This is a genomic window from Microbacterium stercoris (genome assembly GCF_017592545.1).
GTDB classification, from domain to species: domain Bacteria; phylum Actinomycetota; class Actinomycetes; order Actinomycetales; family Microbacteriaceae; genus Microbacterium; species Microbacterium stercoris.
The window spans coordinates 35,426-59,650 of record NZ_JAGFOA010000001.1 but is presented as its reverse complement, the minus strand read 5'-3'; the positions used below and the strand labels follow the sequence as shown (position 1 = coordinate 59,650).

Annotated in this window: 23 protein-coding genes and 1 pseudogene; 11 read left to right on the top strand and 13 right to left on the bottom strand. The window is 70.0% G+C overall.

The genetic code is table 11. The features are described from left to right. The first annotated feature begins 2 nt into the window (after positions 1–2). From J5V96_RS00265 to J5V96_RS00250, 4 genes are all read left to right on the top strand, one after another. Entirely contained in the window at positions 3–917 is a 915-nt protein-coding gene (locus J5V96_RS00265; protein ID WP_372439920.1) for a ParA family protein, read from the top strand. Further along, positions 917–1,906 (top strand): ParB/RepB/Spo0J family partition protein, encoded by a 990-nt coding sequence (locus J5V96_RS00260; protein WP_208499266.1) that lies wholly within the window; start codon positions 917–919, stop codon positions 1,904–1,906. The genes J5V96_RS00265 and J5V96_RS00260 overlap by 1 nt, the downstream gene beginning before the upstream one ends. A 1,616-nt stretch (positions 1,907–3,522) precedes the next feature. Beyond that, positions 3,523–4,386, top strand: a complete 864-nt coding sequence (locus J5V96_RS00255) for an SDR family oxidoreductase (RefSeq protein WP_208499265.1) — start codon at positions 3,523–3,525, stop codon at positions 4,384–4,386. A gap of 1 nt (position 4,387) precedes the next feature. After that, positions 4,388–4,645 (top strand): DUF7218 family protein, encoded by a 258-nt coding sequence (locus J5V96_RS00250; protein WP_208499264.1) that lies wholly within the window; start codon positions 4,388–4,390, stop codon positions 4,643–4,645. 82 nt (positions 4,646–4,727) lie between these two features. On the opposite strand, the gene J5V96_RS00245 is transcribed toward J5V96_RS00250, so the two are convergent. From J5V96_RS00245 to J5V96_RS00235, 3 genes are read right to left on the bottom strand one after another with little or no spacing between them, the layout of a single operon-like run. After that, complete coding sequence (locus J5V96_RS00245; RefSeq protein WP_208499262.1) at positions 4,728–6,299, bottom strand: tripartite tricarboxylate transporter permease; 1,572 nt, start codon at positions 6,297–6,299, stop codon at positions 4,728–4,730. Then, positions 6,292–6,855: a tripartite tricarboxylate transporter TctB family protein gene (locus J5V96_RS00240; RefSeq protein ID WP_208499260.1), complete on the bottom strand. Its 564-nt coding sequence runs from the start codon at positions 6,853–6,855 to the stop codon at positions 6,292–6,294. The genes J5V96_RS00245 and J5V96_RS00240 overlap by 8 nt, the downstream gene beginning before the upstream one ends. Beyond that, on the bottom strand, positions 6,855–7,910 hold the full coding sequence (locus J5V96_RS00235) for a Bug family tripartite tricarboxylate transporter substrate binding protein (RefSeq protein ID WP_208499258.1): 1,056 nt from the start codon (positions 7,908–7,910) through the stop codon (positions 6,855–6,857). Before J5V96_RS00235 ends, J5V96_RS00240 begins: the two co-directional genes overlap by 1 nt. Positions 7,911–8,079: 169 nt before the next feature. Between J5V96_RS00235 and J5V96_RS00230 the strand changes: the two genes are divergently transcribed. Genes J5V96_RS00230 through J5V96_RS00220 form a run of 3 tightly spaced genes read left to right on the top strand, consistent with a single transcriptional unit; the run spans position 8,080 to position 10,819 of the window. Continuing rightward, a complete protein-coding gene (locus tag J5V96_RS00230) occupies positions 8,080–9,705 on the top strand; it encodes an ATP-binding protein (RefSeq protein WP_307793063.1) in 1,626 nt (541 codons plus the stop codon). Between the two features lie 30 nt (positions 9,706–9,735). Further along, the gene (locus J5V96_RS17185) at positions 9,736–10,419 is read left to right on the top strand and encodes a response regulator (protein ID WP_208499256.1); all 684 of its coding nucleotides are present in this window, start codon (positions 9,736–9,738) and stop codon (positions 10,417–10,419) included. Positions 10,420–10,468: 49 nt separating this feature from the next. Further along, positions 10,469–10,819 carry a tryptophan synthase subunit alpha gene (locus J5V96_RS00220; protein WP_208499254.1) on the top strand — a complete coding sequence of 117 codons (351 nt, stop codon included), beginning with the start codon at positions 10,469–10,471 and terminating at the stop codon, positions 10,817–10,819. A 12-nt stretch (positions 10,820–10,831) separates the two neighbouring features. Here the strand turns inward: J5V96_RS00220 and J5V96_RS00215 are convergent, their stop codons facing one another. After that, positions 10,832–11,551 (bottom strand): Type 1 glutamine amidotransferase-like domain-containing protein, encoded by a 720-nt coding sequence (locus tag J5V96_RS00215; protein ID WP_208499252.1) that lies wholly within the window; start codon positions 11,549–11,551, stop codon positions 10,832–10,834. 105 nt (positions 11,552–11,656) lie between these two features. Beyond that, positions 11,657–12,661, bottom strand: coding sequence for a helix-turn-helix transcriptional regulator (locus tag J5V96_RS00210; RefSeq protein ID WP_307793062.1), 1,005 nt, complete (start codon positions 12,659–12,661; stop codon positions 11,657–11,659). Positions 12,662–12,715: 54 nt separating this feature from the next. Here J5V96_RS00210 and J5V96_RS17320 point away from each other — a divergent pair. The 4 genes and pseudogenes from J5V96_RS17320 to J5V96_RS00195 all read left to right on the top strand — a co-directional run. Continuing rightward, positions 12,716–13,042, top strand: a pseudogene (locus tag J5V96_RS17320) (epoxide hydrolase N-terminal domain-containing protein); the annotation flags it as partial. A 70-nt stretch (positions 13,043–13,112) separates the two neighbouring features. Then, positions 13,113–13,913: an alpha/beta fold hydrolase gene (locus J5V96_RS00205; protein ID WP_307793515.1), complete on the top strand. Its 801-nt coding sequence runs from the start codon at positions 13,113–13,115 to the stop codon at positions 13,911–13,913. A 76-nt stretch (positions 13,914–13,989) separates the two neighbouring features. After that, complete coding sequence (locus J5V96_RS00200) at positions 13,990–14,325, top strand: ArsR/SmtB family transcription factor (RefSeq protein WP_208499250.1); 336 nt, start codon at positions 13,990–13,992, stop codon at positions 14,323–14,325. A 33-nt stretch (positions 14,326–14,358) separates the two neighbouring features. Beyond that, a complete protein-coding gene (locus J5V96_RS00195; protein WP_208499248.1) occupies positions 14,359–15,327 on the top strand; it encodes an SRPBCC family protein in 969 nt (322 codons plus the stop codon). A 119-nt stretch (positions 15,328–15,446) separates the two neighbouring features. On the opposite strand, the gene J5V96_RS17180 is transcribed toward J5V96_RS00195, so the two are convergent. The 8 genes from J5V96_RS17180 to J5V96_RS00155 form a co-directional block, all read right to left on the bottom strand. Continuing rightward, positions 15,447–16,049, bottom strand: coding sequence for a TetR/AcrR family transcriptional regulator (locus J5V96_RS17180; RefSeq protein ID WP_307793061.1), 603 nt, complete (start codon positions 16,047–16,049; stop codon positions 15,447–15,449). Between the two features lie 116 nt (positions 16,050–16,165). Beyond that, on the bottom strand, positions 16,166–17,062 hold the full coding sequence (locus J5V96_RS00185; RefSeq protein ID WP_208499244.1) for an SDR family oxidoreductase: 897 nt from the start codon (positions 17,060–17,062) through the stop codon (positions 16,166–16,168). Positions 17,063–17,115: 53 nt separating this feature from the next. Next, a complete protein-coding gene (locus J5V96_RS00180; RefSeq protein WP_208499242.1) occupies positions 17,116–17,859 on the bottom strand; it encodes an SDR family oxidoreductase in 744 nt (247 codons plus the stop codon). 343 nt (positions 17,860–18,202) lie between these two features. After that, a complete protein-coding gene (gene trxA, locus J5V96_RS00175; protein WP_208499240.1) occupies positions 18,203–18,526 on the bottom strand; it encodes a thioredoxin in 324 nt (107 codons plus the stop codon). A gap of 64 nt (positions 18,527–18,590) precedes the next feature. Further along, on the bottom strand, positions 18,591–19,571 hold the full coding sequence (gene trxB, locus J5V96_RS00170) for a thioredoxin-disulfide reductase (RefSeq protein ID WP_208499238.1): 981 nt from the start codon (positions 19,569–19,571) through the stop codon (positions 18,591–18,593). 107 nt (positions 19,572–19,678) lie between these two features. Next, on the bottom strand, positions 19,679–20,140 hold the full coding sequence (locus tag J5V96_RS00165; protein ID WP_208499236.1) for a DUF4383 domain-containing protein: 462 nt from the start codon (positions 20,138–20,140) through the stop codon (positions 19,679–19,681). 236 nt (positions 20,141–20,376) lie between these two features. After that, on the bottom strand, positions 20,377–21,993 hold the full coding sequence (gene murJ, locus J5V96_RS00160; RefSeq protein ID WP_208499234.1) for a murein biosynthesis integral membrane protein MurJ: 1,617 nt from the start codon (positions 21,991–21,993) through the stop codon (positions 20,377–20,379). Continuing rightward, the gene (locus tag J5V96_RS00155; protein ID WP_208499232.1) at positions 21,993–24,140 is read right to left on the bottom strand and encodes a DUF6049 family protein; all 2,148 of its coding nucleotides are present in this window, start codon (positions 24,138–24,140) and stop codon (positions 21,993–21,995) included. Before J5V96_RS00155 ends, murJ begins: the two co-directional genes overlap by 1 nt. Between the last annotated feature and the right edge of the window lie 85 nt (positions 24,141–24,225).

The window sequence follows — 24,225 nt, the reverse complement described above, 5'->3', positions numbered from 1 at the left end:
ACGTGAAACAGTCCGAGACGGCCTCGTTCTCACTGCCCGACGACACCCCTCTCGCTCGTGAGCTGGCCGATCTCTCGGCTCGCCGACGTGCGCTGGCGAACGTCGAGGTTTCTTTCCCTGGTCGCACCCGAATCCTCACGGTGTCGAACCAGAAGGGCGGCGTGGGCAAGACCACAACGACGGTCAACATCGCGGCCGCGATCGCGTCGCTCGGTGGTCGCGTGATGGTCATCGATCTGGATCCGCAGGGCAATGCGTCCACGGCCCTGGGCATCCCCCACTCCGCCGATGTGCCGAGCATCTACGACGTGCTGATCGATGGATTCCCTCTCGACGACGTGGTGCAGCAGAGTCCCGAGAGCGAACTCCTCTTCTGTGCGCCGAGCAACATCCACCTTGCCGGGGCGGAGATCGAACTCGTCACGCAGGTGGCACGCGAACAGCGACTCAAGACCGCCATCGACGAGTACTTGGCCTCCCTCGCGCAGCCGCTCGACTTCATCCTGATCGACTGCCCGCCCTCACTCGGACTGCTCACGATCAATGCTTTCACCGCGGCGGAGGAGGTGTTCCTTCCGATCCAGTGCGAGTACTACGCCCTCGAAGGCCTGAGCCAGCTGCTCGGCAACGTGAAGATGATCCAGAAGCACCTCAACCCGAAGCTGCACCTCTCGACCATCCTGCTCACCATGTATGACGGCCGCACGAAGCTGGCCCAGCAGGTGGCCGACGAGGTGCGCGAGCACTTCTCGCAGGAGGTGCTGAGGACGATGATCCCCCGATCGGTGAGGATCTCGGAGGCCCCGAGTTTCGGGCAGACGGTCATCGCGTACGACGGAAACTCGGCGGGCGCGATCGCCTATCGCGAGGCCGCGGTGGAGATCGTGCGACGTGGATCCAATGGAGAGGAAGCCTGATGGCGGCGAAGCGAACAGGACTGGGGCGAGGCATCGGCGCGCTCATCCCGACGGCAGACTCCGGATCGGAGCGCCCGGTCGACGTGTTCTTCCCCGGGGCGCCAACCAAGAAGGCGGCGGAGGCAGCCGATAAGGCGGCGGAGGCCGCCGCGGAGGCGGAACTTCTCGCAGTGCCGGGTGCGAGGCTCGTCCACATCGATCCGCACAAGATCGTGCCGAACCCGCGTCAGCCGCGCACGCACTTCAACCCGGAGGACCTTGCCGAGCTGGTGCACAGCGTGCGCGAGTTCGGTGTGCTTCAGCCCGTGGTTGTGCGTGACAAGGGCGATGGCACATTCGAGCTCATCATGGGCGAGCGCCGTACGCGCGCCTCGCGCGAAGCCGGACTGACCTCGATCCCCGCGGTCGTGCGTGACACCGCCGACGAGGATCTCCTGCGCGATGCGCTGCTTGAGAACCTTCACCGCTCTGAGCTGAACCCGCTCGAAGAGGCGTCGGCCTACCAACAGCTGCTCGAGGACTTCGGCACCACCCAGGAGGAGCTGGCCAAGCGGATCGGACGGTCTCGTCCGCAGATCAGCAACACCATCCGCCTTCTGCGCCTGCCCGTCCCCGTGCAGCAGCGTGTCGCCGCGGGAGTGCTCAGCGCGGGTCACGCGCGCGCGATCCTGTCGCTGCAGGACGCCGACGCGATGCAGAAGCTTGCGGACAAGATCGTGAACGAGGATCTCTCGGTCCGCGCCGCGGAGGCCGCCGCCAAGGTCGTCACGGCCGAGTCTGGCACCGCTGCCAGCAAGGCCCCGAAGCCCAAGGCGGGCGCGCGCCGGGCGTTCCTCAACGACGTGTCGGAGCGCCTCGGCGACCGCCTCAACACCAAGGTCAAGATCGACCTCACCTCGCGCAAGGGGCAGATCAAGATCGACTTCGCGACGATCCAGGATCTCAACCGCATCCTCTCGGAGCTGGGCGAAGAGGGCTACGGAGCCTGAACCGACTCGAGGCGGCCGATGTTTCACGTGAAACATCGGCCCCTTTGTGTTGCGGGCCGGTGGTTTGGGGTGTTTCGGGGCGCGGGACAGCGGTGGCCCGCGTGAGCTGTGATGACTGCGCTCGTTGAGTGAGGGAGCCTGCGACCGAGTCGAAACGTGCCGAGCTGGCGTAGAGCGTCGGGTGGGCTGGGCCGCGTGGGTATGGCCACCGCGTTCGTCGGGCGAGGGCGTGGACAGGGGTGGCCCGTGTGAGCTGTGATCACCCCGTTCGTTGAGCGAGGGAGCCCGCGACCGAGTCGAAACGCGTCGAGCTGGCGTAGGGCCTCGGATGGAGTGTGGCCCGCGTGGAGTGTGACCACCCGCGCTCGTTGAGCGAGGGAGCCCGCGACCGAGTCGAAACGCGTCGAGCCGCGTTGGGCGTGGGACGGGGGTGGCCCCGCGCGGGGTGAGCACCCCGCGCTCGTTGAGTGAGGGGCCTGCGACCGAGTCGAAACGCGTTGAGCTGGCGTACGGCGTCGGGTGGGGTGTGGCCCGCGTGGAGCGTGACCACCCGCGCTCATTGAGCGAGGGAGCCCGCGACCGAGTCGAAACGCGTTGAGCTGGCGTAGGGCGTTTCGACTCCCTGCGCTCGCAGGGCTCGCTGCGGTCGCTCAACGAGCGAGGGGGCAGGCGGGGCGCGTGCCAGCGTGGCGCGGGTTGGAGTTCGCGGTTGGAGTTCGCGGGTTGCGGCCCGCGGGGTTCGAGCCCGCGGGGTGGGGCGCGGATCGGCTTGGGCGTTTCGACTTCCTGCGCTCGCAGGGCTCGCTGCGGTCGCTCAACGAGCGGGGGCTTCGAGCGCGGGAGTCGCGCCCGCGGGCTGGGGCCCGGGGGGAGGCTGGGGCGTTTCGACTCCCTGCGCTCGCCGGGCTCGCTGCGGTCGCTCAACGAGCGAGGGGTTGGGGCTACGGCCCGCGGGGTGGAGCCCGCGGGATGGGGCCGCGGTGGGTTTGGGCGTTTCGACTTCCTGCGCTCGCAGAGCTCGCTGCGGTCGCTCAACGAGCGGGGGGGTTCGGGCCCGCGGGTTCGCGCCTGTGGGTTGGGGCTGCGGGCTGGGCTTGGGCGTTTCGACTCCCTGCGCTCGCAGGGCTCGCTGCGGTCGCTCAACGAGCGGCGGCGAAGCCCGGGGGTCGAGCCCGCGGGTTGGGGCCCGGGCAGGGCTTGGGCGTTTCGACTCCCTGCGCTCGCAGGGCTCGCTGCGGTCGCTCAACGAGCGGGGGGCGGGCCCGGGGGTTGGAGCTCGCGGGTTGCGGCTCGCGGGGTTGGGCCCGCGGTGGGCTTGGGCGTTTCGACTCCCGCCGCTCGCAGAGCTCGCTGCGGTCGCTCAACGAGCGGGGGGGCGGGCCCGGGGGGTTTGAGCCCGCGGGGTTGGAGCTCGCGGGTTGCGGCCCGCGGGGCTGGAGCACGCGGCCCGGGCGCGAGCTGGGCTTGGGCGTTTCTACTCCCTGCGCTCGCAGAGCTCGCTGCGGTCGCTCAACGAGCGAGGGGTCGGCGGGGCGGGGGGCGGCGGAGCTTGCTCTCCGAGGGCGGGGATGTCAAGACCCTGCACCCAGCGTGCGTGCGTCCGTAGCGTCGGGGGCATGAGCGATGAGACGACGACCCAGTTCCCCGCCCAGCAGCAGCCCGACCAGCCCGGGCTCACCGACCCCATGGCCCCCGAGCCCGACCACGGCGAGAACAGCTGGGTCGGACGAGGCCGCCTCGAAGGACGCAAGGCGCTCATCACCGGCGGCGACTCCGGCATCGGCCGAGCGGTGGCCATCGCGTACGCGCGTGAGGGTGCCGACGTCGCCATCGTGTACCTGCCGGAGGAAGAAGAGGACGCGCAGGACACCCAGCGGTACATCGAGGAGGCCGGACGGAAGGCGCTTCTTCTGCCCGCCGACCTCACCGACGAGCAGGCCTGCATCGATGTGGTGGCCAAGACGCGGGAAGAGCTCGGCGGCATCGACATCCTGATCCCCAACGCCGCCTACCAGCGCCAGCGCGAGGGTGTGAAGGATCTGCCCGTGTCGGAGATCGAGAAGACCTTCCGCACGAACCTCGTCTCGACGATGGTCCTCGCCCGTGAGGCGCTGCCGCACCTGAGCGAGGGTTCGTCGATCATCGTCACCGCCTCGATCCAGGCCTCAGCCCCCTCCCCCGGCCTCATCGACTACGCGATGACCAAGGCGGCGCTCGTCGCCTTCACCCAGGCCCTCGCGGAGGACCTGGGGCCCCAGGGCATCCGGGTCAATGCCGTCGCTCCCGGCCCCATCTGGACGCCGCTGATCCCCGCGACAGGCTTCCCCGCCGACAAGGTGAAGGACTTCGGAGGCGACACTCCCCTGGGCCGGGCGGGACAGCCCTCCGAGCTCGCCGGAGCCTACGTGTACCTCGCCAGCGAAGAGGCGACCTACACCTCGGGTGCCGTGCTGCCCGTGACAGGAGGAAAGGGGTTCTGACATGCCGAACCGCAGCATCAAGGACGAAGAGCTCTACGAGAAGCTGCGCGACGAGGGAAACTCCAAGGAGAAGGCGGCCCGCATCTCGAATGCCGCCGCTCGTGACGGTCGCGGCGCCGTAGGACACCGTGGCGGCGAAGCGGAGGACTACGAGGATCGCACCGTCGACGAGCTGCGCAAGCGCGCCAAGGAGCTCGGCATCGAGGGCTACTCGGGATTGAAGAAGGACCAGCTGATCGCCAAGCTGCGCGACCACTGATCCCACGAAGAAGGCCCCGAACCCGCAGGGGTTCGGGGCCTTCTTCGCGCTCGGCCGGTGCGGCGAGCGATCGAGGGGTGGATCAGCGGTCGTACGAGTTCACCTCCGCGTCGACCGTGCGGATGGCCGTGGTGTCCACCGTGGGAATCGACGCCTCGTAGCGCGCCTGGCGGCGCTTGAGCCAGAAGCCGCCGACGAGCAGCGCGGCAAGCGAGGCGTAGATGACGATCGACGCCGGGCTGTGCACGAGGTACGACGGGTCGCCCTGGCTGATCGCCATCGCCTTGCGCAGCTGCTCCTCCGCCATCGGACCCAGGATGGATCCGACCACCATCGGCGCCACCGGGAAGCCATGCCGGCGCATGAAGAACCCGACGAGACCCAGCACCAGCAGCACGCCGATGTCGAACACCGTGAAGTTCGCCGCGTACGCACCGAGGCCCGCGAACACGAGGATGCCCGCGTAGAGGTAGGGACGCGGGATCCGCAGCACCTTCGCCCACATGCCCACCAGCGGCAGGTTCAGCACCACCAGCACGATGTTGCCGATGTAGAGGCTCGCGATGAGCGCCCACACCAGGGCCGGCTGGTTCTGGAACAGCAGCGGCCCCGGCTGAATGCCGTACGTGGTGAAGGCCGTGATGATCATCGCCGCGGTGGCGGTGGTCGGCAGGCCCAGCGTGAGCAGCGGCACGAGCACACCCGCAGCCGCGGCGTTGTTCGCGGCCTCCGGGCCGGCGACACCCTCGATGGCGCCCTTGCCGAACTGGCGACGGTACGGCTCCTTCGCCAGCTTCTTCTCGGTCGCATACGACAGGAACGTCGCGACATCCGCGCCGCCCGCCGGGATGGATCCGATCGGGAAGCCGATGAACGTGCCCCGCAGCCAGGGCTTCCACGAGCGCTTCCAGTCGCTCTTCTTCATCCAGCTGCGCCAGCTGCCCGATACGGGGATGATCGGCAGTTCGCCGTGGCGCATCCGAGACCCCACATAGAGCGCCTCGCCGAGGGCGAAGAGGCCGACCGCGATGATGACCACGTCGATCCCGTCGCCGAGGTTCGGGATGTTGAACGTGAAACGCGCCTGGCCCGTGAGCGTGTCGGTGCCGACGAGCCCCAGGAACAGGCCCACCGAGAGCGACACGAGCCCGCGCAGGGGCGAGCCTCCCATCAGCGCACCCACCGTGAGGAAGGCGACGACCATCAGCGCGAAGTAGTCGGCGGGGCCGAGGGTGATCGCGAAGTCGGCGATGAAGGGCGCGAACAGGGTCAGCAGCGCGGTGGCGATCGTGCCGGCGATGAAGGATCCGATCGCGGCGGTCGCGAGAGCCGCGGTGGCACGGCCCATTCGGGCCATGCGATTGCCTTCGAGCGCGGTCACGATCGATGCCGATTCGCCGGGGGTGTTCAGCAGGATCGACGTGGTCGATCCGCCGTACATGCCGCCGTAGTAGATGCCGGCGAACATGATGATCGCGCTGGTCACATCGAGCGTGTACGTGAGGGGCAGCAGCAGCGCCACGGTCATGGCGGGGCCGATGCCCGGCAGCACGCCCACGGCCGTGCCGAGCAGCACGCCGATGAACGCGTAGAGCAGGTACTGGGGCTGCAGGGCGGTGGCGAAGCCGTCCATCAGCAGCTGCAGGCTATCCACCGAACACCCCCGGAAGAACGTCGCCGAACGGCGGGAGGGACAGGCCCAGCAGGGTGCCGAAGACGACCTGCGTCAGCACACCGAGGCCGAGACCGATCAGCAGCGCCTTCCACCACGTACCGGAGCCGAGGGCCAGAGAGGCGCCGGTGAACAGGATCGTCACGGCGGCCGGCCAGCCGAGAAGCGGAATGGTGACGATGAGCGAGGCGAACGCTAGCGCCACCAGCACCACCGTGCGCCACGAGGTGGGGGCATCAGGATCGATGTCCTCCCCCTCGTCGGGGGCCCCGACGTCGCCGCGCAGCACGGCGATGAAGGCGCCGATCGAGGCGACGAGCATCAGCCCGTTCACCGCGTACGGCACCACGCGGGCGCCGAGCACGTTCGATGATCCGGCCGGCTCGCGGATGAACCCGGTCATCACGAGCGCCACGATCGAGAACACCAGGATCACGCCGATGAAGGCGAGCTCCCCGATCCGGCGCTCCCGGGACGGCCCGGAGCCCGGGGAGGCGACGACCTCCCCGGGGCGCGTGATCGGCTGCGGCTCGGACATCACTCGATGAGCCCGATGGTGCGCAGGGTGTCCTGCGTCGTCGCGATGTCGCTCTCGAGGAACGAGGTGAACTCGTCGCCCGTGAGGAAGGCGTCGGTCCATCCCTTCTCCTCGAGGGTGGCGGTCCAGGACTCGCTCTCGTGCAGCTGCGTGACCAGATCCTGCAGCGCGCTCACCTGGGCGTCGTCGAGGTCGCCGGGGGCGAGCAGACCACGCCAGTTGGTGAGCGTGATGTCGATGCCCTCGTCGGCGAGCGTCGGCACGTCGGGCAGCAGCTCGGCGGGCTCGGCCGACGACACCGCGAGAGCCTTGAGCTTGCCCGCCTTGATCTGCTCGGCGAACTCGCCGACGCCCGAGATGCCGGCGTCGACCTGGCCGCCCAGCAGCATGGTGAGAGCCTCGCCGCCACCCGAGTTGGCGATGTAGTTGAGGGTGTCCGGCACATCGGCCGAGTCGACTCCCGCGTCGGTGAGCAGCATGCCCGCGAGGATGTGGTCGATGCCACCGGCCGACCCGCCCGTCACGGCCATGTCGGCGCCGGCCTTCGCCCACGCCTCGACGAAGTCCTCCATGCTGTCGTACTCGCTGTCCGGGGGCACCACGACGATGAGGGGCTCCTCGGTGAGCTTCGCGACCGCGGTCATGTCCTCGATCCGCACCTCCGACTGGTTGGTCTCGACCGCGCCGACCATCACGCTGCCGGTGACCATCAGGGTGTTCGGATCGGTCTCGGTCTTGAGCGAGGCAAGGCCCACGGTGCCGCCCGCGCCGCCGATGTTGCTGACGGGCGCCGAGCTCACGAGCTTCGCATCGGTGAGCGACTGGGCGAGGGCGCGTGCGGTCTGGTCCCATCCGCCGCCGGGGTCGGCCGGGGCGATGACCTTGACCGCGTCGATCGCGGCGGGCTTCGCCTCTCCCCCGCCGTCGCCGCCGGGAGTGGATCCGGCGCCCGTGCCGCCGGCGCAGGCGGTGAGGGCGAGGGCCGCCGCACCGAGGGCGGCGAAGGCGGTGAGGCGCAGGTGGGGGCGTGCGCGGAAGACGGTGTGCTGTGACATGTGGGCTCCTCCTCGAGTCCGACAGGTGCGCGGCGACGGTGCCGCTGATCTCCGGAGCGTATGGAGGCGGGGCGACGTCGCGCGGCTTGTGGTCGCAACGGAAGGTTTCGTTCATTACGGTCCCGCCACGGCCGTGGGACGTGAAACCGCGTCGACCTACGATGAAGCGGTGGTGAAGGCGATGACGCTCCGCACGCAGCTGGTGCTGCTGCAGGTCGTCATCGTGCTCGTGATCGTGGTGACGGTCGGTCTCTCGGCGATGTGGATGCAGGAGCGTCAGATCCGCGAGGCATCGCAGGATCGGATGATCGCCGTCGCCCAGTCGGTCGCACAGCTGCCCTCCGTCACCGAGGCGTTCGACGATCCGGATCCGTCCGCCGTGATCCAGCCGATCGCGGAGCTCATCCGGGAGTCCTCGGATGTCGCTTACGTGGTCGTCAGCGACGCCGAAGGCATCCGGTTCTCGCATCCGAACCCCGGCCTCATCGGAGAGCGGGTGTCGACCGATCCGGATGCGGTGCGCTCGGGCGAGATCTACACCGGTACGCAGACCGGCACGCTGGGCGAGTCGTGGCGCGTCAAGGTTCCGGTCTTCGGCACGGACGGCGCGGTGGTGGGACAGGTGTCGGTGGGCATCCTGGAGTCGGAGCTGCGAGCCGACTTCCTCGGCGAGATGACGGGGTTCTCGATCGCGCTCGGCGCCGCCACGGTGATCGGCGTGGTCGCGGCCACCTTCACGGCGCGGATGGTGCGCCGTCGCATCTACGGACTCGAGCCGGAGGAGATCAGGGGCATGCTCGAGACCCGCGAGGCGACCCTGCACGGCATCCGCGAGGGACTCATCGCCTTCGACGAGGAGGGGCGGGTGTCGCTCTGCAACGACGCCGCCGCGCGCCTGCTCGGCCTCGACTCGCCCGCCGGCGTGGTGGGCACGGCGGTGGACGAGCTGCTGGAGCAGGATCTGGCCGCGCTGGTCGACCAGGTGCGCCACGACGGCGGAGAGGCGCCCCAGCGGCTTGTGCTGTCCGGAGAGCGGGTGCTTGTGGCCCGGGCGGCGCCCGTGCGGGTCGACGGGCGCTTTGTGGGCGCCGTGGTGATCCTCATGGATCGGACCGAGCTCGACCACGCTCTGCAGCAGCTCGCGGGAGCGCAGAGCCTCGCCGAGGGCCTGCGCGCGCAGCAGCACGAGTTCGCCAACACCCTGCACACCCTCGGCGGCCTGATCGAGCTGGGCGAGACGGATGCCGCCATGCGCGTGATCGAGCGCAGCGGCGACGGCGGGGCGATCACTCGGCTCGACGCGCATCCCCTTGACCGGCACGGCGGCATCCGCGACATCGAGCTCGCCGCGCTGCTGCTGGCGAAGCGCGCGCGGGCCCGCGAGCGGGGCGTGGCGCTCACCATCTCGGACGACTCGCTGCTGCCGGCCGGCGCCGGCGACGACGCCGATCTCGTCACCGTCGTGGGGAACCTGCTCGACAACGCGATCGACGCCGCGGGCCGCGGAGGGCGGGTGCAGCTGAGAGTGGTCGGGTCGCCCGACGGGCTGGAGATCGCGGTGGACGACGACGGCCCCGGCGTGCCGGAGGGGGCGGACGTGTTCGTCCTCGGCTACTCGACGAAGGACGGGGCGATGCAGCGCGGATACGGCCTGACGCTCGTGTCGCGCATCGTCGAGCGACTGGGCGGCCGGGTCGGGGTGGAGACCTCGCCGGCCGGCGGCGCCCGGTTCGTCGTGCGGCTGCCCTCGCCCGTCGGGCCGGGGGCCGGGGCGGAACGAGCGGTGCGGTCATGAGCAAGGTGCGGTCATGAGCGAGGTGCGGTAATGAGCAAGGTGCGGTGCCTCATCGTGGAGGACGACTTCGCCGTCGCACACGTGACGCGCGGGTTCGTCGAGCGGCATCCGCGGTACGAGGTCGTAGGCGTCGCGTCGACCGGCTCGGAGGCCCTCCGGGCGCTCGCCGAGCTCGAGCCCGACGTGATGCTGCTCGACGTCTACCTGCCCGACATGTCGGGCATCTCGGTGCTCGGGCGGGCCCGGGTGTCCGGATCGCGCGTGGAGGTGATCGCGGTCACCGCGGCGCGCGACCTCGAGACCGTGCGCGTGGCCCGTGCCCACGGCGTGCACCACTATCTCGTCAAGCCCTTCCCCATGCAGGCGCTGCACGAGCGCCTCGACGACGTGTGGCGCACCCTGGAGCGCGACTCCGCCCTGGCGGCGGGTTCCGAGCTCGACCAGACCGCCGTCGACCAGCTCATGCGCCGCGACGCGCTCGCCTCGGCCGGTGCGCGCAAGGGCGTCTCTCCGCTCACCCTCGAACGCGTCGCGTCGGCGCTCGAGGCACACGGTCAACCGGTGTCCGCTGCCGAGCTCGGCGATCAGCTCGGGATGTCGCGCGTCAGCGCGCGCCGGTACCTCGAGCGCCTGGTGGAGGCGGGTCTCGCTGCGCGCGAGCCGCGCTACGGCCACGCCGGGCGTCCCGAGCTGATGTACTCCGCGCGGCGGTAGCTCCGCCTCTTACGGCCCCTCCCCTGCTGCACGCGCGTAGCCTTGTCGGGTGAGTGATCCGGCCTCCCTGCCCCAGCGACGCGCGAGCGTCGAGGTGCTGCGCGCGGAGGCGGCCGAGGAGCTCGCCGCCCTGGTGCACGAGCGCCTGCGCGGCGGCGAGGATCCCTGGGAGTTCATGGAGGATCTGCCCACCGTCGACGAGCTCGTCGTCTTCACGCTGCGTGCCGAGCACATCGAGGCCGACGGCGGACTGCGCCCCACGCACGCCCGCAACCAGCGTCTCCTGCGCCTCATCGCCCAGGAGTACCCCGAGCTGACGCGCGCCGTCTGGCGGCTCATCGGCCAGGAGAACACGCACCGCCGCTGGGACGCCGTGGTGCGCGTGAGCGACCCGCGCTGATCCTGATCCGGATCAGCGGGCGCGCGTCGTCGAGATCAGCGCACCGCCGTCACCCTGCTGCACCTGCCATACGCTGCCGCTGCCGGAGACGCTCTGCCGCCCGTCGTCGATGACGAGCAGGGTGCGCTCGTCGATGCCGAGCGCACCGCCGATGAGTCCCGACTCCACGGCCGCGGCCAGCCTCGACAGCGTGCCGCGCTGGGCGACGTGCACGTCGATCGAGGGCTCGATGAGGCCGATGCCGTCCTGCACCTCGAGCTCGGGACCCGGATCATCCGGATCCTCCGGGCAGACGGGCCTCCCGCCGATCCGGGTGCCGCCGCCGAGGGCGTGGCGCGCGGCGACCATGGCGCCGGCCGAGACGCCCAGATAGGGCACACCCTCCCCGACCTTCCCGCGCAGCTCGTCGAACAGCGGCGCGAGGCCCGCCCGAACGTCTTCCACGATGCCGCCGCCGATGACGATCCCGTCGACGTTCGTCACGGCAGCGAGTGGCAGGGCCTCTCCCCCGAGCGAACTCGTCACCTGGGCCTCGATGGGGCCCGCCGCGCTGAGCACGCGCACCAGCACCTCGGCCCTCTCCGGGCCGCCCGGGTGGATCGACACAACGGCGATCCGGGGCGTCTTTCGTCCGTTCGCGTGGGCGAGGGCCGTCGCCTCGGCGACGAACGGCGCGTACAGGGGCGCGTCCGTCGGCTCCAGCGCCCCGCCGCCCAGCAGGTGCACGCTCATGTGGTGACTCCGGTCATCCTTCAAGCGTAGGGACGCGGGGCACGCGGCGACCAGTGGATGCTCCGCGTGAACTCGGCATCAATCGCCGCGCCTCCACGGTTGTCGTCACCGATCCCGGGATTCTGATTCCGCGGCGCCGGGCGCCTCCCTGCGCTGCGTGCTCGCTGTCGCGTATCGCCGGGCGAGCGTCTGAATCGCCTCGGTCAGTTCCGCGGGGCCGTCGACGGTGAAGTCCTCGTCGAGCAGGGCGAGGTACACCGCGACCGTCATGGGGTGGTCGGCGCCGGTGATCAAGACGCAGCTCTTGTCGTCGATCGCCTCGACGAGGCCGACCGAGGGATCGATCTTCTCGGCGACGACGGTCGCCGGCGCGTGCACGAGTACCCGGGCTCTGAACCGCCACCCCGCCGAGGCGACGCCCCGCAGCACGTAGGCCGCGACGTCGTCGGCGGGCAGGCCCCGGGGTTCGAACCGTCGCCGGGTGGGCGGGCGCAAGGCCATGCGGTCGACGCGGAAGCTGCGCCAGTCGTCGCGTTCGAGGTCGAAGGCCACGAGGTACCAGCGTCGGCCCCAGCTGACGAGCCGGTGCGGCTCGACGCGTCGAAGCGAGGCCTCGCCCTGGAACGGCGTGTACTCGAACCTCAGCCACTCGGCGCGCTGCACCGCCTGGGCGATCGTGGCGAGCGTCGGGGCCTCGACGCTCGGCCCACGGTCGCGGGTCCGCGGTGCCGTCGCCACGGTCATCGCGTTCACCTGATCGGCCAGCTGGCGTGGCAGCACGTGCTCGAGCTTCGCGAGAGCCCGGGCCGCGCTCGCGTCGATGTCGGCGACGGCGTTCGAGGTGACCTGGTGCAGCGCGATGGCGACGGCGATGCCCTCATCGTCGTCGAGCATCAACGGCGGCAGGTCGCTGGCGCGGTCGAGCCGGTAGCCGCCCCCTCGTCCGCTGGTGGCGTCGATGACATAGCCGAGCTCGCGCAGGCGCCCGATATCCGAGCGGATCGTGCGGGTCGAGACATCCATTCGGACGGCGAGTTCCGTCGCCGACCAGTCGGGCCGCTGCCGCAGGAGCGCGAGCACCTGCAGCACACGTGTCGCGGTCTGTTTCACGGACGCCTCGTTTCGCGGAAGCTCGTCTTCCGCATTGGTTCCTACCGTACGGGCATGACGAACAACGAGCCGAACACCGGCACCCTGCAGACCCCCTTTCCGACCACCGAGGCGAGCGACCACCAGGTCAGCCCGTTCACGTTCTCGATCCCCGCCGCGGATCTCGACGACCTGCGCGACCGTCTCGCCCGCACGAGGTACACGACCGAGGTTCCGGGCGGCGACCCGGCCTACGGGGCGAGCCTTGCCAAGGTGCGCGAGATGGCCGAGTACTGGCGTGACGAGTTCGACTGGCGCGCCGTAGAGGCGCGACTCACCGCGTTCCCGCACTTCATGACGACGATCGACGGGCAGCCGATCCACTTCCTGCACGTGCGCTCTGCCGAGCCGAACGCCTTCCCGATCGTGCTCACGCACGGCTGGCCGGGATCGTTCGCGCGAGTTCGTCGACATGATCGGCCCGCTCGTCGACCCGGTCGCGCACGGCGGCCGCGCGGAGGACGCCTTCCACGTCGTGGTGCCGAGCTTCCCGGGCTACACCTTCAGCGGGCCGGTCACCGAGGCCGGCTGGGGGTCGGCCCGTGTCGCGGCGGCGTGGGACACGCTCATGAAGCGACTCGGCTACGCCCGGTACGGCGCGCACGGCGGTGACGGCGGATCGTTGGTCGGTCGGGAACTCGGCATCCTCGCGCCCGACGGGCTCGTCGGCACCCACGTGCTGCAGCTGTTCTCCTTCCCGAGCGGCGACCCGGCCGAGTTCGAGCAGCTCGGCCCGAAGGACTTCGAGGCGCTCGAGATCCTGAAGAACTTCGGCGAGATCTCGGCTTTCGCGTCGCTGCAGTCGACCAGGCCGCAGACGATCGCGCACGCCCTTGCCGACTCTCCGGTAGGTCAGCTCGCCTGGAACGAGCTGATGGCGACGTTCGACCGGCCCACAGAACTCAGCCGCGACCAGATCCTCACCCACGTCTCGCTGTACTGGTTCACCAACACCGCAGGTTCGTCGGCGCGCCAGTACAAGGAGGACGCGCGGTTCAACGCCGGCGAGGGCGTCGGCGCGCGCATCAACCACGCGCCGACGGGCGTTTCGATCTTCAGGAACGACTTCCGGTCGATCCGGGTGTTCGCCGAGCGCGACAACGATCAGATCGTGTTCTGGAAGGAGCACGAGGTCGGCGGTCACTTCGCCGCGATGGAGGTGCCCGAGGTGCTCGTCGGCGACCTGCGCGAGTTCTTCCGTCCCCTGCGGTGACCGGATGTCGCGGCACGGCACGCTTCCGACAAACACCCTGTTGACATCGCCTCGGGATGCGCTATCGTACAACCAAATGGTTGTACGAACTGAGCTCACCGACGACGAGATCGACCGGATGTTCCGGGCACTCGCCGATGCGACGCGCCGCGACATCCTCCGCCGCACCCTCGAGGGAGAGGCGACGGTGTCGCAGCTCGCCGCCGCCTACGACATGTCCTTCGCGGCGGTGCAGAAGCACGTCGCTGTGCTGGAAGGGGCGGGTCTTGTGACGAAGCACCCGCAGGGCCGCGAACGCATCGTCCGCGGCGATCCGGAGCGGATCAAGCGCGCCCAGGCGCTGCTCGACCGCTTCGAGCAGATCTGGCGGGGCCGCATGACGCGCCTCGACGAGCTGCTCACCGATGACTGACACGACTGACCGAATCAACCGAGGAAGACACCCATGCCTCTCACCTCTGTCGAGAAGGACCTCGACGCCCTGACGATGACCATCACGGCCGACTTCCCGGTGCCCGTGCGCCGGCTCTGGGACGCCTATGTCGACCCGCGCCAGATCGAGCGCTTCTGGGGTCCGCCCGAGTGGCCCGCCACCTTCACGCGGCACGACGTGTTCGAGGGCGGCGAGTCGCACTACTACATGACCGGTCCGGACGGCGAGCGGGCCGGCGGCCTGTGGCTCTTCGACGCCGTCGACGAGGGGCGCTCGTTCACCGTGCGTGACGGCTTCGCTCGCGAGGACGGCACGCTGAACACCGACCTGCCCCTGACGGTGATGACCTTCGGGTTCGAGGAGACCGACGGCGGCTCGCGGCTGGTGACGGTCGCGACGTTCCCCTCGCTCGAGGCGCTCGAGCAGCTCGTCGAGATGGGGATGGAAGAGGGCACGAAGGCGGCCATGGGCCAGATCGACGCCGTGCTCGATGACCTGCGCTCGTTCGCCGCCGAGCTGCCTGTCGCCGCCCAGCTGATCGGCGACACCCAGGTGCGCGTGAGCCGGGTGATCCGCGGATCCGTCGATCAGGTGTGGCGGGCGCACCACGAGCCCGAGCTGATGAAGCAGTGGCTCAAGGGCCCCGACGGCTGGATCATGACCGTGGCCGAACAGGCCCCGGAGGTCGGCGGGCGCTTCCGCCAGGAGTGGACCCGGGAGGACGGATCCGATGGGTTCGGCTTCGAGGGCGAACTGCTGGAATCGGAGCCGCCGCACCGCGAGGTCACCACGGAGTCGATGATCGGCATGCCCGGAGATCCGGCCCGCAACGAGCTGACCCTCACGCCCGTCGAGGGCGGCACGCTGCTCACGCTGGTGATCACGTATCCGAGCGCCGAGATGCGCGAGACCGTGCTCGCCACCGGCATGACGGATGGGATGGAGACGAGCTACGCGCGACTGGAGGACGTGCTCGTCTGACCGTCTTCACGCGAGGGCACATCGATCCCGCGAGACCACATCCTGCCGGGTGTGTGCTCGCGGGATCGGTGTGTTGCCGGGCGGCCCGGCGTGGCGCGGGGCTCGGCGAGGGGCGAGACTCAGCGCGGCGCGACGCCGCCGAGCAGGTTGTCGACCAGCGCCGTGATGAAGGCCTCGTCGACCGGCTCGTCCGGGATGAGCACGCGGTGGTAGATCGCGCCCCAGAGCTGATCGACCAGCACACGCAGGTCGACGCCCTCCCGGATCTGGCCGGCCTGCTGAGCGATCTCGAGGCGGGCGACGGCAAGCGCGCGGCGCTCGGACGAGTACAGCTCGCGGTAGGTCGCCGACAGCTCGGGGTCGGTCTGCGACGCCCCGATCAGCTCGGCCAGGATGCGTCCGCCCGGGGTGTGCGTCATGACGTCCGCGAAGGAGGTCATCTGCGTGAGGAGATCCGTGCGGATGTCGCCGGTGTCCGGAAAGGCGAAGCGCGTCTCGACCGCGTGCTTGTAGCAGTCGAGGGCGAGCACACCCACGCTCGGCCACCAGCGGTAGAGCGTCGTCTTGCTCACGCCGGCGATGCGCGCGACGCGTTCGAAGGTCAGGTCGGCCATGCCCTCGGACAGCAGGAGCTCCCCGACCGCGTTGTAGACGTCCGTGCGCACCTCGTCTGCGGGGCGCCGGCCGCGACCGCGACGCGGGGGCGTTTCCTGCTCGGACACAGCTCTCCTCGGGGGTCGGGGATCCGTGTGAATTCTAACGAGGCTCGGTGCGAGCGCCCGCGCCGAGGGGCGCGCCCGTGCGGGGGCGGCGCACCCCTCGCCGCGGGGCGGGATGCTCATCGTGTGATCGTGAGGAGGTCGTCGAGCCCGACCCGGGTGAGGAACTCCCCGCGTACGCGATCCGCGACTGACGAGACCGCCTCGGATCCGTCGTCGGCCGGGTCGATGTGCACGCGGAAGGGGCGCTCGCCTCGCGGCAGCGCCACAACGCGGGCGATCTCGTCGGAGACCATCGACGCGTCGGCGTCCGCCGGCGCGAGCGCGGCCAGCTTCGTCGCGACCTGCTCCATCAGGCCGGCGTAGCGGGTCTCGTAGGCCGCTTCGACATCCGCGTCGGCCGGCCGTCCGGAGTGCGCGAAGTGATTCGTGCCCCGGGTGAAGGATCCGGGCACGATGATCGACGTCTCCACTCCCCATCGCGCGAGCTCCGCGGCATAGCTGACCGCCAGCGCATCCATGCCCGCCTTGGCGGCGAAGTACGGCGCGAGGTAGGGCGGGGTGCCGCCGCGGGTGCTCGAGCTGCCGACCCAGACGACCAGGCCCTCGCCCCGCTCCCGCATCCCGGGCAGCACGGCGCGGTTCACGCGCTGCGTGGAGAGCACGTTGACGTCGTACAGCTCCGCGAGCTGCTCGGGCGTGAAGGCCTCGGCGGGACCGACGACCATGTGTCCGGCGTTGTGGACGAGCACGTCGATACGACCGTGCTCGGCGAGGATCTGCCGCACCGCCGTCTCGACCGAGGCGACGTCATTGACGTCGAGCTCGATCGCGCGCAGGTCGGCGCGATGCTCCGTGGCCCAGTCGGCGGCGGCCTGCACGGCCGGCGCGTTGCGACCGTTTGTCTCGCGCATCCCGGCGTAGACGACGTCGCCCGAGCGCGCGATCGCACGCGCGGTGAGGGCTCCGAAGCCGCTGGATGCGCCCGTGATCAGCACGATGTTCTGTGTGGACATGACTGTCTTCTCTCTCGCTGAGGTTCGGATCTGATCGGCTCTGGTCGCTCGGATCAGGCGAGGCCGCCGTTGACGAACAGGGTCTGCCCGTTGATCCAGCGGCCGGGACCGGCGAGCAGCGCGACGACCTCGGCGACGTCATCGGGCTGACCGAGGCGCTCGAGGGGCACGACCTTCGAGAAGTGCTCGATCAGCTCGTCGCTCTTCCCCTCGAGGAAGAGCGGGGTGGCCACGGGGCCGGGGGCGACGGCGTTGACCGTGATGTCCTTGCCGCGCAGCTCGCGCGCCAGCACCAGGGTCATCCCCTCGACCGCCGCCTTGCTCGCCGCGTACGGGCCGTAACCCGCCAGCTGGCCGCGCGTCTGGCTGGTCGAGAAGTTGATCAGCGCTCCGCCGGAGCGCAGGCGGTTGGCCGAGAGCTGCGAGACGACGAAGGCGCCGCGGATGTTGGTGCGGTGCATGCGGTCGAGGTCGGCGAGATCGAACGTGGCGATCGGGCCGTTGATCATGATCCCCGCGGTGTTGACGACCACGTCGATGCCTCCGAACTCGGCTTCGACGGAGTCGAACACACGGGCCATCTGGTGCTCATCGGCCACATCGCCCTGCACGGCGATCGCACGGGCGCCCTGCGCGACGGCGGAGGCGACGACCGCCTCTGCGGCCGCGGCGCGACCGGCGTAGTGCACGGCGACCGCGAAGCCGTCGGCGGCGAGACGCTCGACGATCGAGGTGCCGATGCCGCCCGATCCGCCGGTGACGAGGGCGACGCGCGTGGGGTTCTCAGTGGTGTTCATGGTTTCCTCCAGGAGTGGTTTATATGAACGATGCGTTCACTATATACCTAAGTGGACGAATGGTCCATATATTCCTGGAAGCGCGCAGGATCGGCGGGCGCTGCGCGCGTGAGGCGTTTCGACTCGGTCGTTCCTCCCTCGCTCAACGAACGAGGGAAGGAGGGGCAAGGGTGAGGGCAACGGCCCCGCCCCTGCGCCTACCCCGCTCCTCCCCTACCCCGCTCCTCCCCTTCCCCGCTCCGCCCCTCACCCGCTCGTTGAGCGAGCGGAGCGAGTCGAAACGCCGCACCCGGGAACGACAGAACCCCCGGCCGTGCGGCCGGGGGTTCTGTGTGAAGCGCTCTTACTTGAGGAACTCTGCGAGGTCCTGCTCGAGGGCGAACTTGGGCTTTGCGCCGATGATCGTGGTGGCGACCTCGCCGCCCTGGAAGACCTTCATCGCCGGGATCGACGTGATCTGGTACTTCATCGCGAGGTCGGGGTTCTCATCGACGTTGAGCTTGAGGATCGTGATCTTGTCGGGGTTCTCCGACTGGATCTCGTCCAGGATCGGGGAGACCATACGACACGGGCCGCACCAGGCAGCCCAGAAGTCGACGAGGACGGGGCCCTCGGCCTGAAGCACGTCCTGCTCGAACGTGGCCGAGGTGGTGGCCTTGGCGGTCATGATTGCTCCTTAATCGGAAGTCCTGTGAAGAGGGAGAACGCGCGTATCCGCTCGTTTGTTCCGCTCAGACCGTGACGACGTCCTGGTCGAGCTGGTCGCCCGTGACGAGCGGGGCTCCGGCGTCGCCGCGCGCGGCGAGGTAGTGCTCGGCGTCGAGAGCCGCCACCGTGCCGGATGCAGCGGCCGTCACGGCCTGACGGTAGTGCGGGTCGATCACGTCGCCGGCGGCGAAGACACCCGCGGTCGAGGTGCGCGACGAGCGGCCGTCGACCGCGATCGTGCCCTCTTCGGTGAGCTCGAGCTTGTTGTGCACGAGGTGGGTGCGCGGGTCGTTGCCGATCGCGATGAAGAGGCCCTCGAGCGCCAGGTCGCGCTTCTCGCCCGTGACGGTGTCGTTCAGGGTCACGCCGGTGACGGCGCCATCACCCAGGATGTCGACCACCTCGGCGTTCCAGATGAACTCGATCTTCGGGTTCGCCAGCGCGCGCTCCTGCATGATCTTCGAGGCCTTGAGGGTGTCGCGGCGGTGGATGATGTACACCTTCGACGCGAACTTCGTGAGGAACGTCGCCTCTTCCATCGCCGAGTCGCCGCCGCCGACGACCGCGATCTCCTTCTCGCGGAAGAAGAAGCCGTCGCAGGTGGCGCACCACGAGACGCCGTAGCCGCTCAGTCGCTCCTCGCCCGGAAGGCCGAGCTTGCGGTAGGCCGAGCCGGTCGCGTAGATCAGCGCCTCGGTCTCGACGACCTGGCCGCTTCCGAGCGTGACCTTCTTGATGTCGCCCGACAGATCCAGCTCGGTGACGTCGTCGTAGGCGATCTCGGCGCCGAACTTCTCGGCCTGCTCCTGCATCTTCGCCATCAGGTCGGGACCCATGATGCCCTCGGGGAATCCGGGGAAGTTCTCGACCTCGGTGGTGTTCATGAGCTCACCGCCGACCTCGACCGACGACGCCACGACGAGCGGCTTCAGGTTGGCACGCGCCGCATAGATGGCGGCGGTGAAACCGGCCGGGCCGGATCCGATGATGGTGAGCTGTCGCACGAGTGCCTCCTTGGTTCGACTGCCAGAACACATCGTACGTCCGGGCTATTCCATAGATCAACATCTATGGAATAGCCCGGACGTGGAAGCGGACGAATCCGGATGCGTCAGACGGTGCGAGCGTCGCGAACGCGACGACCCAGCAGAACGCCCAGCGCGATCATCGCCGCGGCCAGCACGAAGTGCAGCCAGTTGTCGGCGGTGTTCAGCGGCACGAAGTTGGCCTGGTGGTCGTGCGGCACAACAAGGCCGTAGATCCACAGCACGGCGTAGATCGCGCCACCCCAGATCAGGAAGCCTCGCGAGCCGCTGAAGGTGCGGGCCGTGACCAGGCCGAGCACGCCGAAGAGCAGGTGCACGATGTTGTGCAGGATCGAGACCTGGAAGATGCCGAGCAGCATCGCTCCCGACTCGTGGCCGGCGAACTCGAGCGCGTCGACGTTCGACGTGAGCCCCGGGATGAATCCGGCGATGCCGACGATGAAGAAAACGATGCCGAACACGAGGGCGGCCTTCTGGACGGGGGTCTCCGCGTACCGTCCGTTGCCGCGGGTCGCTGCGGTGCTCATGAGGGTGCCTCTCTCCGCGCGGCCTCTCCGCGACGGATTCCCAGAGAATCAGTGCCGACGGGACGGCGGGAGAGGCTTGACGCCGACCGGGGAAAGGTGCGTAGGGGCGCGCGTGCGGGCGGCGGGGACACATCTCGCTCGAGAGGGCGCATGCTTCGGGGTGTGCCCCCGCGCGCGGGATGTGCCCTCGTGGGGGCGGGTGTGGCCTCGCGAGGGTCGGGCGCGGTCAGCGCGGGTCAGCGGCCGACGAGACGACGCACGAGGCCCGTGGCGGTGCGCAGTTCGGGGGCCCGGAAGAGCGCGAGGATCGCCACGTAGACCACCACGGCGACGACGCCGAGGACGCCGGTGCCGACCGCGGCGAGGAGCTTGCCGGGGATGCCGGAGACCCCCGCGGCAGCCATCCAGCCGTCGTTGCCGCCGTTCAGGATGTACACAACGAGCGCGACCGCGCCCGCGGGGATCGCGGCGAGGGTGAACCGGATGAGCGCCCAGACGTTCTCGACCATGCCGAGCGGACCGAGGCGGCGGCGCAGCAGCCATGTCGCCAGGATCACCTGGGCGAGGCTCGAGAGGGACTGGGACAGCGCGATCGTCGCCGTGAGAAAGCCGAGGGACGCGACATAGGGCATCAGCAGGGCGAGGCCGATCGCGATCGCCGCCTGGAACACCGTGAAGAAGAAGGGCGTGCGGGTGTCGCCATAGGCGTAGAAGGTGCGCTGCACAACGAACTGCACGGCGAGCGGCACGAGACCCACGAGGAAGCCGATGAGCACGGGGCCCGCGGCGACGGCCTCCTCCTCACTGCCGGTGAAGATGCGCGACGCGGGCACCGCGGCGACCATCAGCGCGGCCGCCGCGATGACGATCAGCACGCCGAGGGTGCGGATGGATCGCCCGATGTCGGCACGCACTTCTTTATCGCGCCCTGCCGACGCGTGCTCCGAGAGCTGCGTGAAGTAGGGGGTGCCGATCGACATCACGATGATCGAGTACGGCAGCATAAAGACGAGCCAGGCGTTGAACCACACCATGGCGGAGGCGTTGTCTCCGGATGCGCCGGAGATCACGCGCTGCTGCACCGTGGAGACCACGAGGCCCACCAGCAGCATTCCGAAGCTCCAACCGGCGAGGTTGCGCACCTCGCCGAGACCCAGCCCGCGCCAGCCGAAGTCGGGGCGCAGACTCAGACCGGTGCGGCGCCAGAAGAAGACGAGCACGACGGTCTGGGCGACGATGCCGAAGGTCGTGATTGCGCCCATCACGGCGATGGTCGTGGAATCCCACTGGTCGACCGCGCTGCGTTCGCCCCCGAAGATCAGGATGAACGCGCCGAAGCCGACGATCGTCACGACGTTGTTCACGATGGGTGCCCAGGCATACGGCCCGAACACGCGGCGGGCGTTGAGGGTCTCGCCGATCAGCGCGAACATTCCATAGAAGAAGACCTGGGGCAGACACCAGTACGCGAACGCGGTTGCCAGCGCGACCTGGTACTCGGGCCAGTTGGCGCCCATCAATCGGACGAGCCAAGGGGCGGCGACGGTGGCGATCAAGGTGACGGCGAACAGTACGACCGTCCCGAGAGTGAACAGCTTCGACAGGTGCGCCTTGCCACCGTCGTCTCGCGCGGACCACTTCACGATCTGGGGGACGAGCACCGCGGTGATGAGGCCGGCCGAGAGCACCTGGAACACGTAGTTCGGCAGCTGATTCGCGATACCGAACGCATCGGACGCCTTGCCGAAGCCTCCGATCGCGGCGACGAGCGCAACCGATCGCAGCAGTCCGGTCACGCGGGACACCAGTGTGCCCGCGGCGATCATCGCGCTCGCGCGTCCGAGGCCGGCCATCATGCGTCTCCCTCGGTGACGTCGTCGTCCGCGCGTGCCGCGGCATCCGGATCCTTCGTCTTGCGTCGACGGCGCACTGTGCGGATCACGCCCGCGACGAGCAGGCCGCCGATGAGCACACCGAGCACGATGACGCCGATCGTCTCCCACTCGGCACGCACGCTGACATCGACGGTCTGCGACGGTCCGATCCGGTGTCCGTCCCGGCTGATGAGCGTGAGCGCGATGTCGACATCGCCGCTGCCGACCCGCGCCTGCACGGGCACCTGCACCTGCGTGCGGCTCGCGGGCTGGGCGACGACCGAGGTGGTGTCGGCGACGACGAGACGCGGATCCGACGGGCTGGCGCGCAGCGTGAGCGTCGCGGGCCAGGGCAGGTCGTTGCGCACCCAGACCGGCAGGTTGACGCCGGCGCTGAGCAGATTCACGGGGGCGGGCTCCTGGATGGCGACCGCGTCGGCCCGGGCCGCCGTGCGATCGGCGAACCCGGTCGCCACCGCCTGCCACTCGTCGGTGCGAGCCGCCCATCCGACGCCCAGCGCCTGGAGCGCTTCCGCGCGCTGCAGGCCGTTGAGCATGGCGGGTGTCTCGAGCACCGTGGCGATCACGCCGACCCTCGACTCGGCATCGGCGATGCTCGCGGCCAGGGCCACGCGCGCCGCGTCGGGCGTCGCGTCGACGGGGGTGATCGGCTGCGCAGGGGCGGCCAGCACATCGTCGAGGTGCTGGGGGGCGATCGTCGAGGTGAGCGCCACGAGGTCGATCGCGGCGCTCAGGCGATCGGCGAGGTCGTCCAGAGCGGCGTCGCCGGCCTCGCCCTCCTCTGCCATGCTCAGCCTGGTGCTCAGAGCGCGGTCGAGCGCCACGAGCACGGGGGCGTCGCCCGCTTCCCGTCCCGCGAAGAACAGCTCGGCCGTGGCGACGGCCGAGGCTGCGGAGCGCTCCGCTGCGGTCGCGGCGCGCACCACCGCGTCGAGCGCGGCCGAGGCATCCGTGTCGTAGACCAGCGCCGCTCCCCCGCCCGCGATCGCGCCGGAGGCAGGCACCGCAGATCCGGATGCCCCCTCTTGTGTCGCCTCGGACGGCGTGACGGCGATCGCGTCCGGATTCGCCGCGCGGAGGGCATCCATCACGGCCGGCGTCGCCTGACCCGGGGCGGGCCAGTACACCGAATCGATGGCGTCGTCGCCGATCGAGAGCAAGCGGGCGAGGTCGAGGTCCTCTTCGTCCGAACCGACCGCGGCGGGCTTCTCGGTGGGCGTCGGCGTCGGGGTGGGTGTCGGCTCGGGCTCGGCCGCGGCCTCGTAGCCCTCCAGCGAGAGCGGTGAGAGCGGCGCCGGCAGCCCGGCCTGCAGCTGCGGGGCGACATCTGCGTCGCCGAACTGCAGCGCGAAGCGGTCGTTGGGCAGCAGCATCAGCCGCTCGAGCCACTCGATCGCGCTCAGCGGCGCGTCTTCGCCGAGCACGCGGATGGCGGCCGGGATCGCCGGATCGACCGCGAGGGCGGCAGGAGTGCCCGCGGCCGCCGAGAGCTGCGCGGTGAGCGCGCCGTCGGGGGCGGTCAGCGAGGCGAGCTCGTCGGCGCTCAACAGGCCGGCGTTCTCGACCGGCGCGGTGATCGGCAGGATCAGGCTGGTGGGCTCGGCTTCGGCGCCGACGACGATCACCGACTGCGCCGTCGCTCCGCCGTAGGTCGCCTGCAGCGGATAGACACCCGGGGTCAGCGCCGCGAGCGCGGGCGTTTCGGCCGGCGCGGTCAGCGACACCTCCGTGGAGCCGTCGGCTGCCACCGCGGATCCGGCCGTCGAGCCGATCGACGTGAGCGGGAGATCCGGATCCAGTCCCGCCAGCCACGAGCGCAGGGCCGAGCGGTCGGCGAGGGGTCGAGTGCCCAGTTGCAGCACGGCGGTGGATGCGGGCAGCGGCTCGTTGCCCGCATTGGCGATCTGGAGTGACGCGCTCAGCGCCGCGCCCGCGTGGGCGACGCCGCGCACGCTCGACGCGAGGATGAGCTCGGGCTCGGGCTGCTCCTCGACGGCGGCGTACGCGGGGGCGACGATCGCGCCCGAGAGCGCGGTGAAGACCGCGGCAGCGAGGGCGGCGAGCAGGCGGCGGGGCGCCCGCGCTCGAGGGGTGTTCGGCGTCATGGTGTGTTTTCCGCGGAACGTCGCCCGCAGTGACTCGATTCTACGGAGATGCCTGCGGAACCTCTGGAAGCGCGACCGCCGCGGT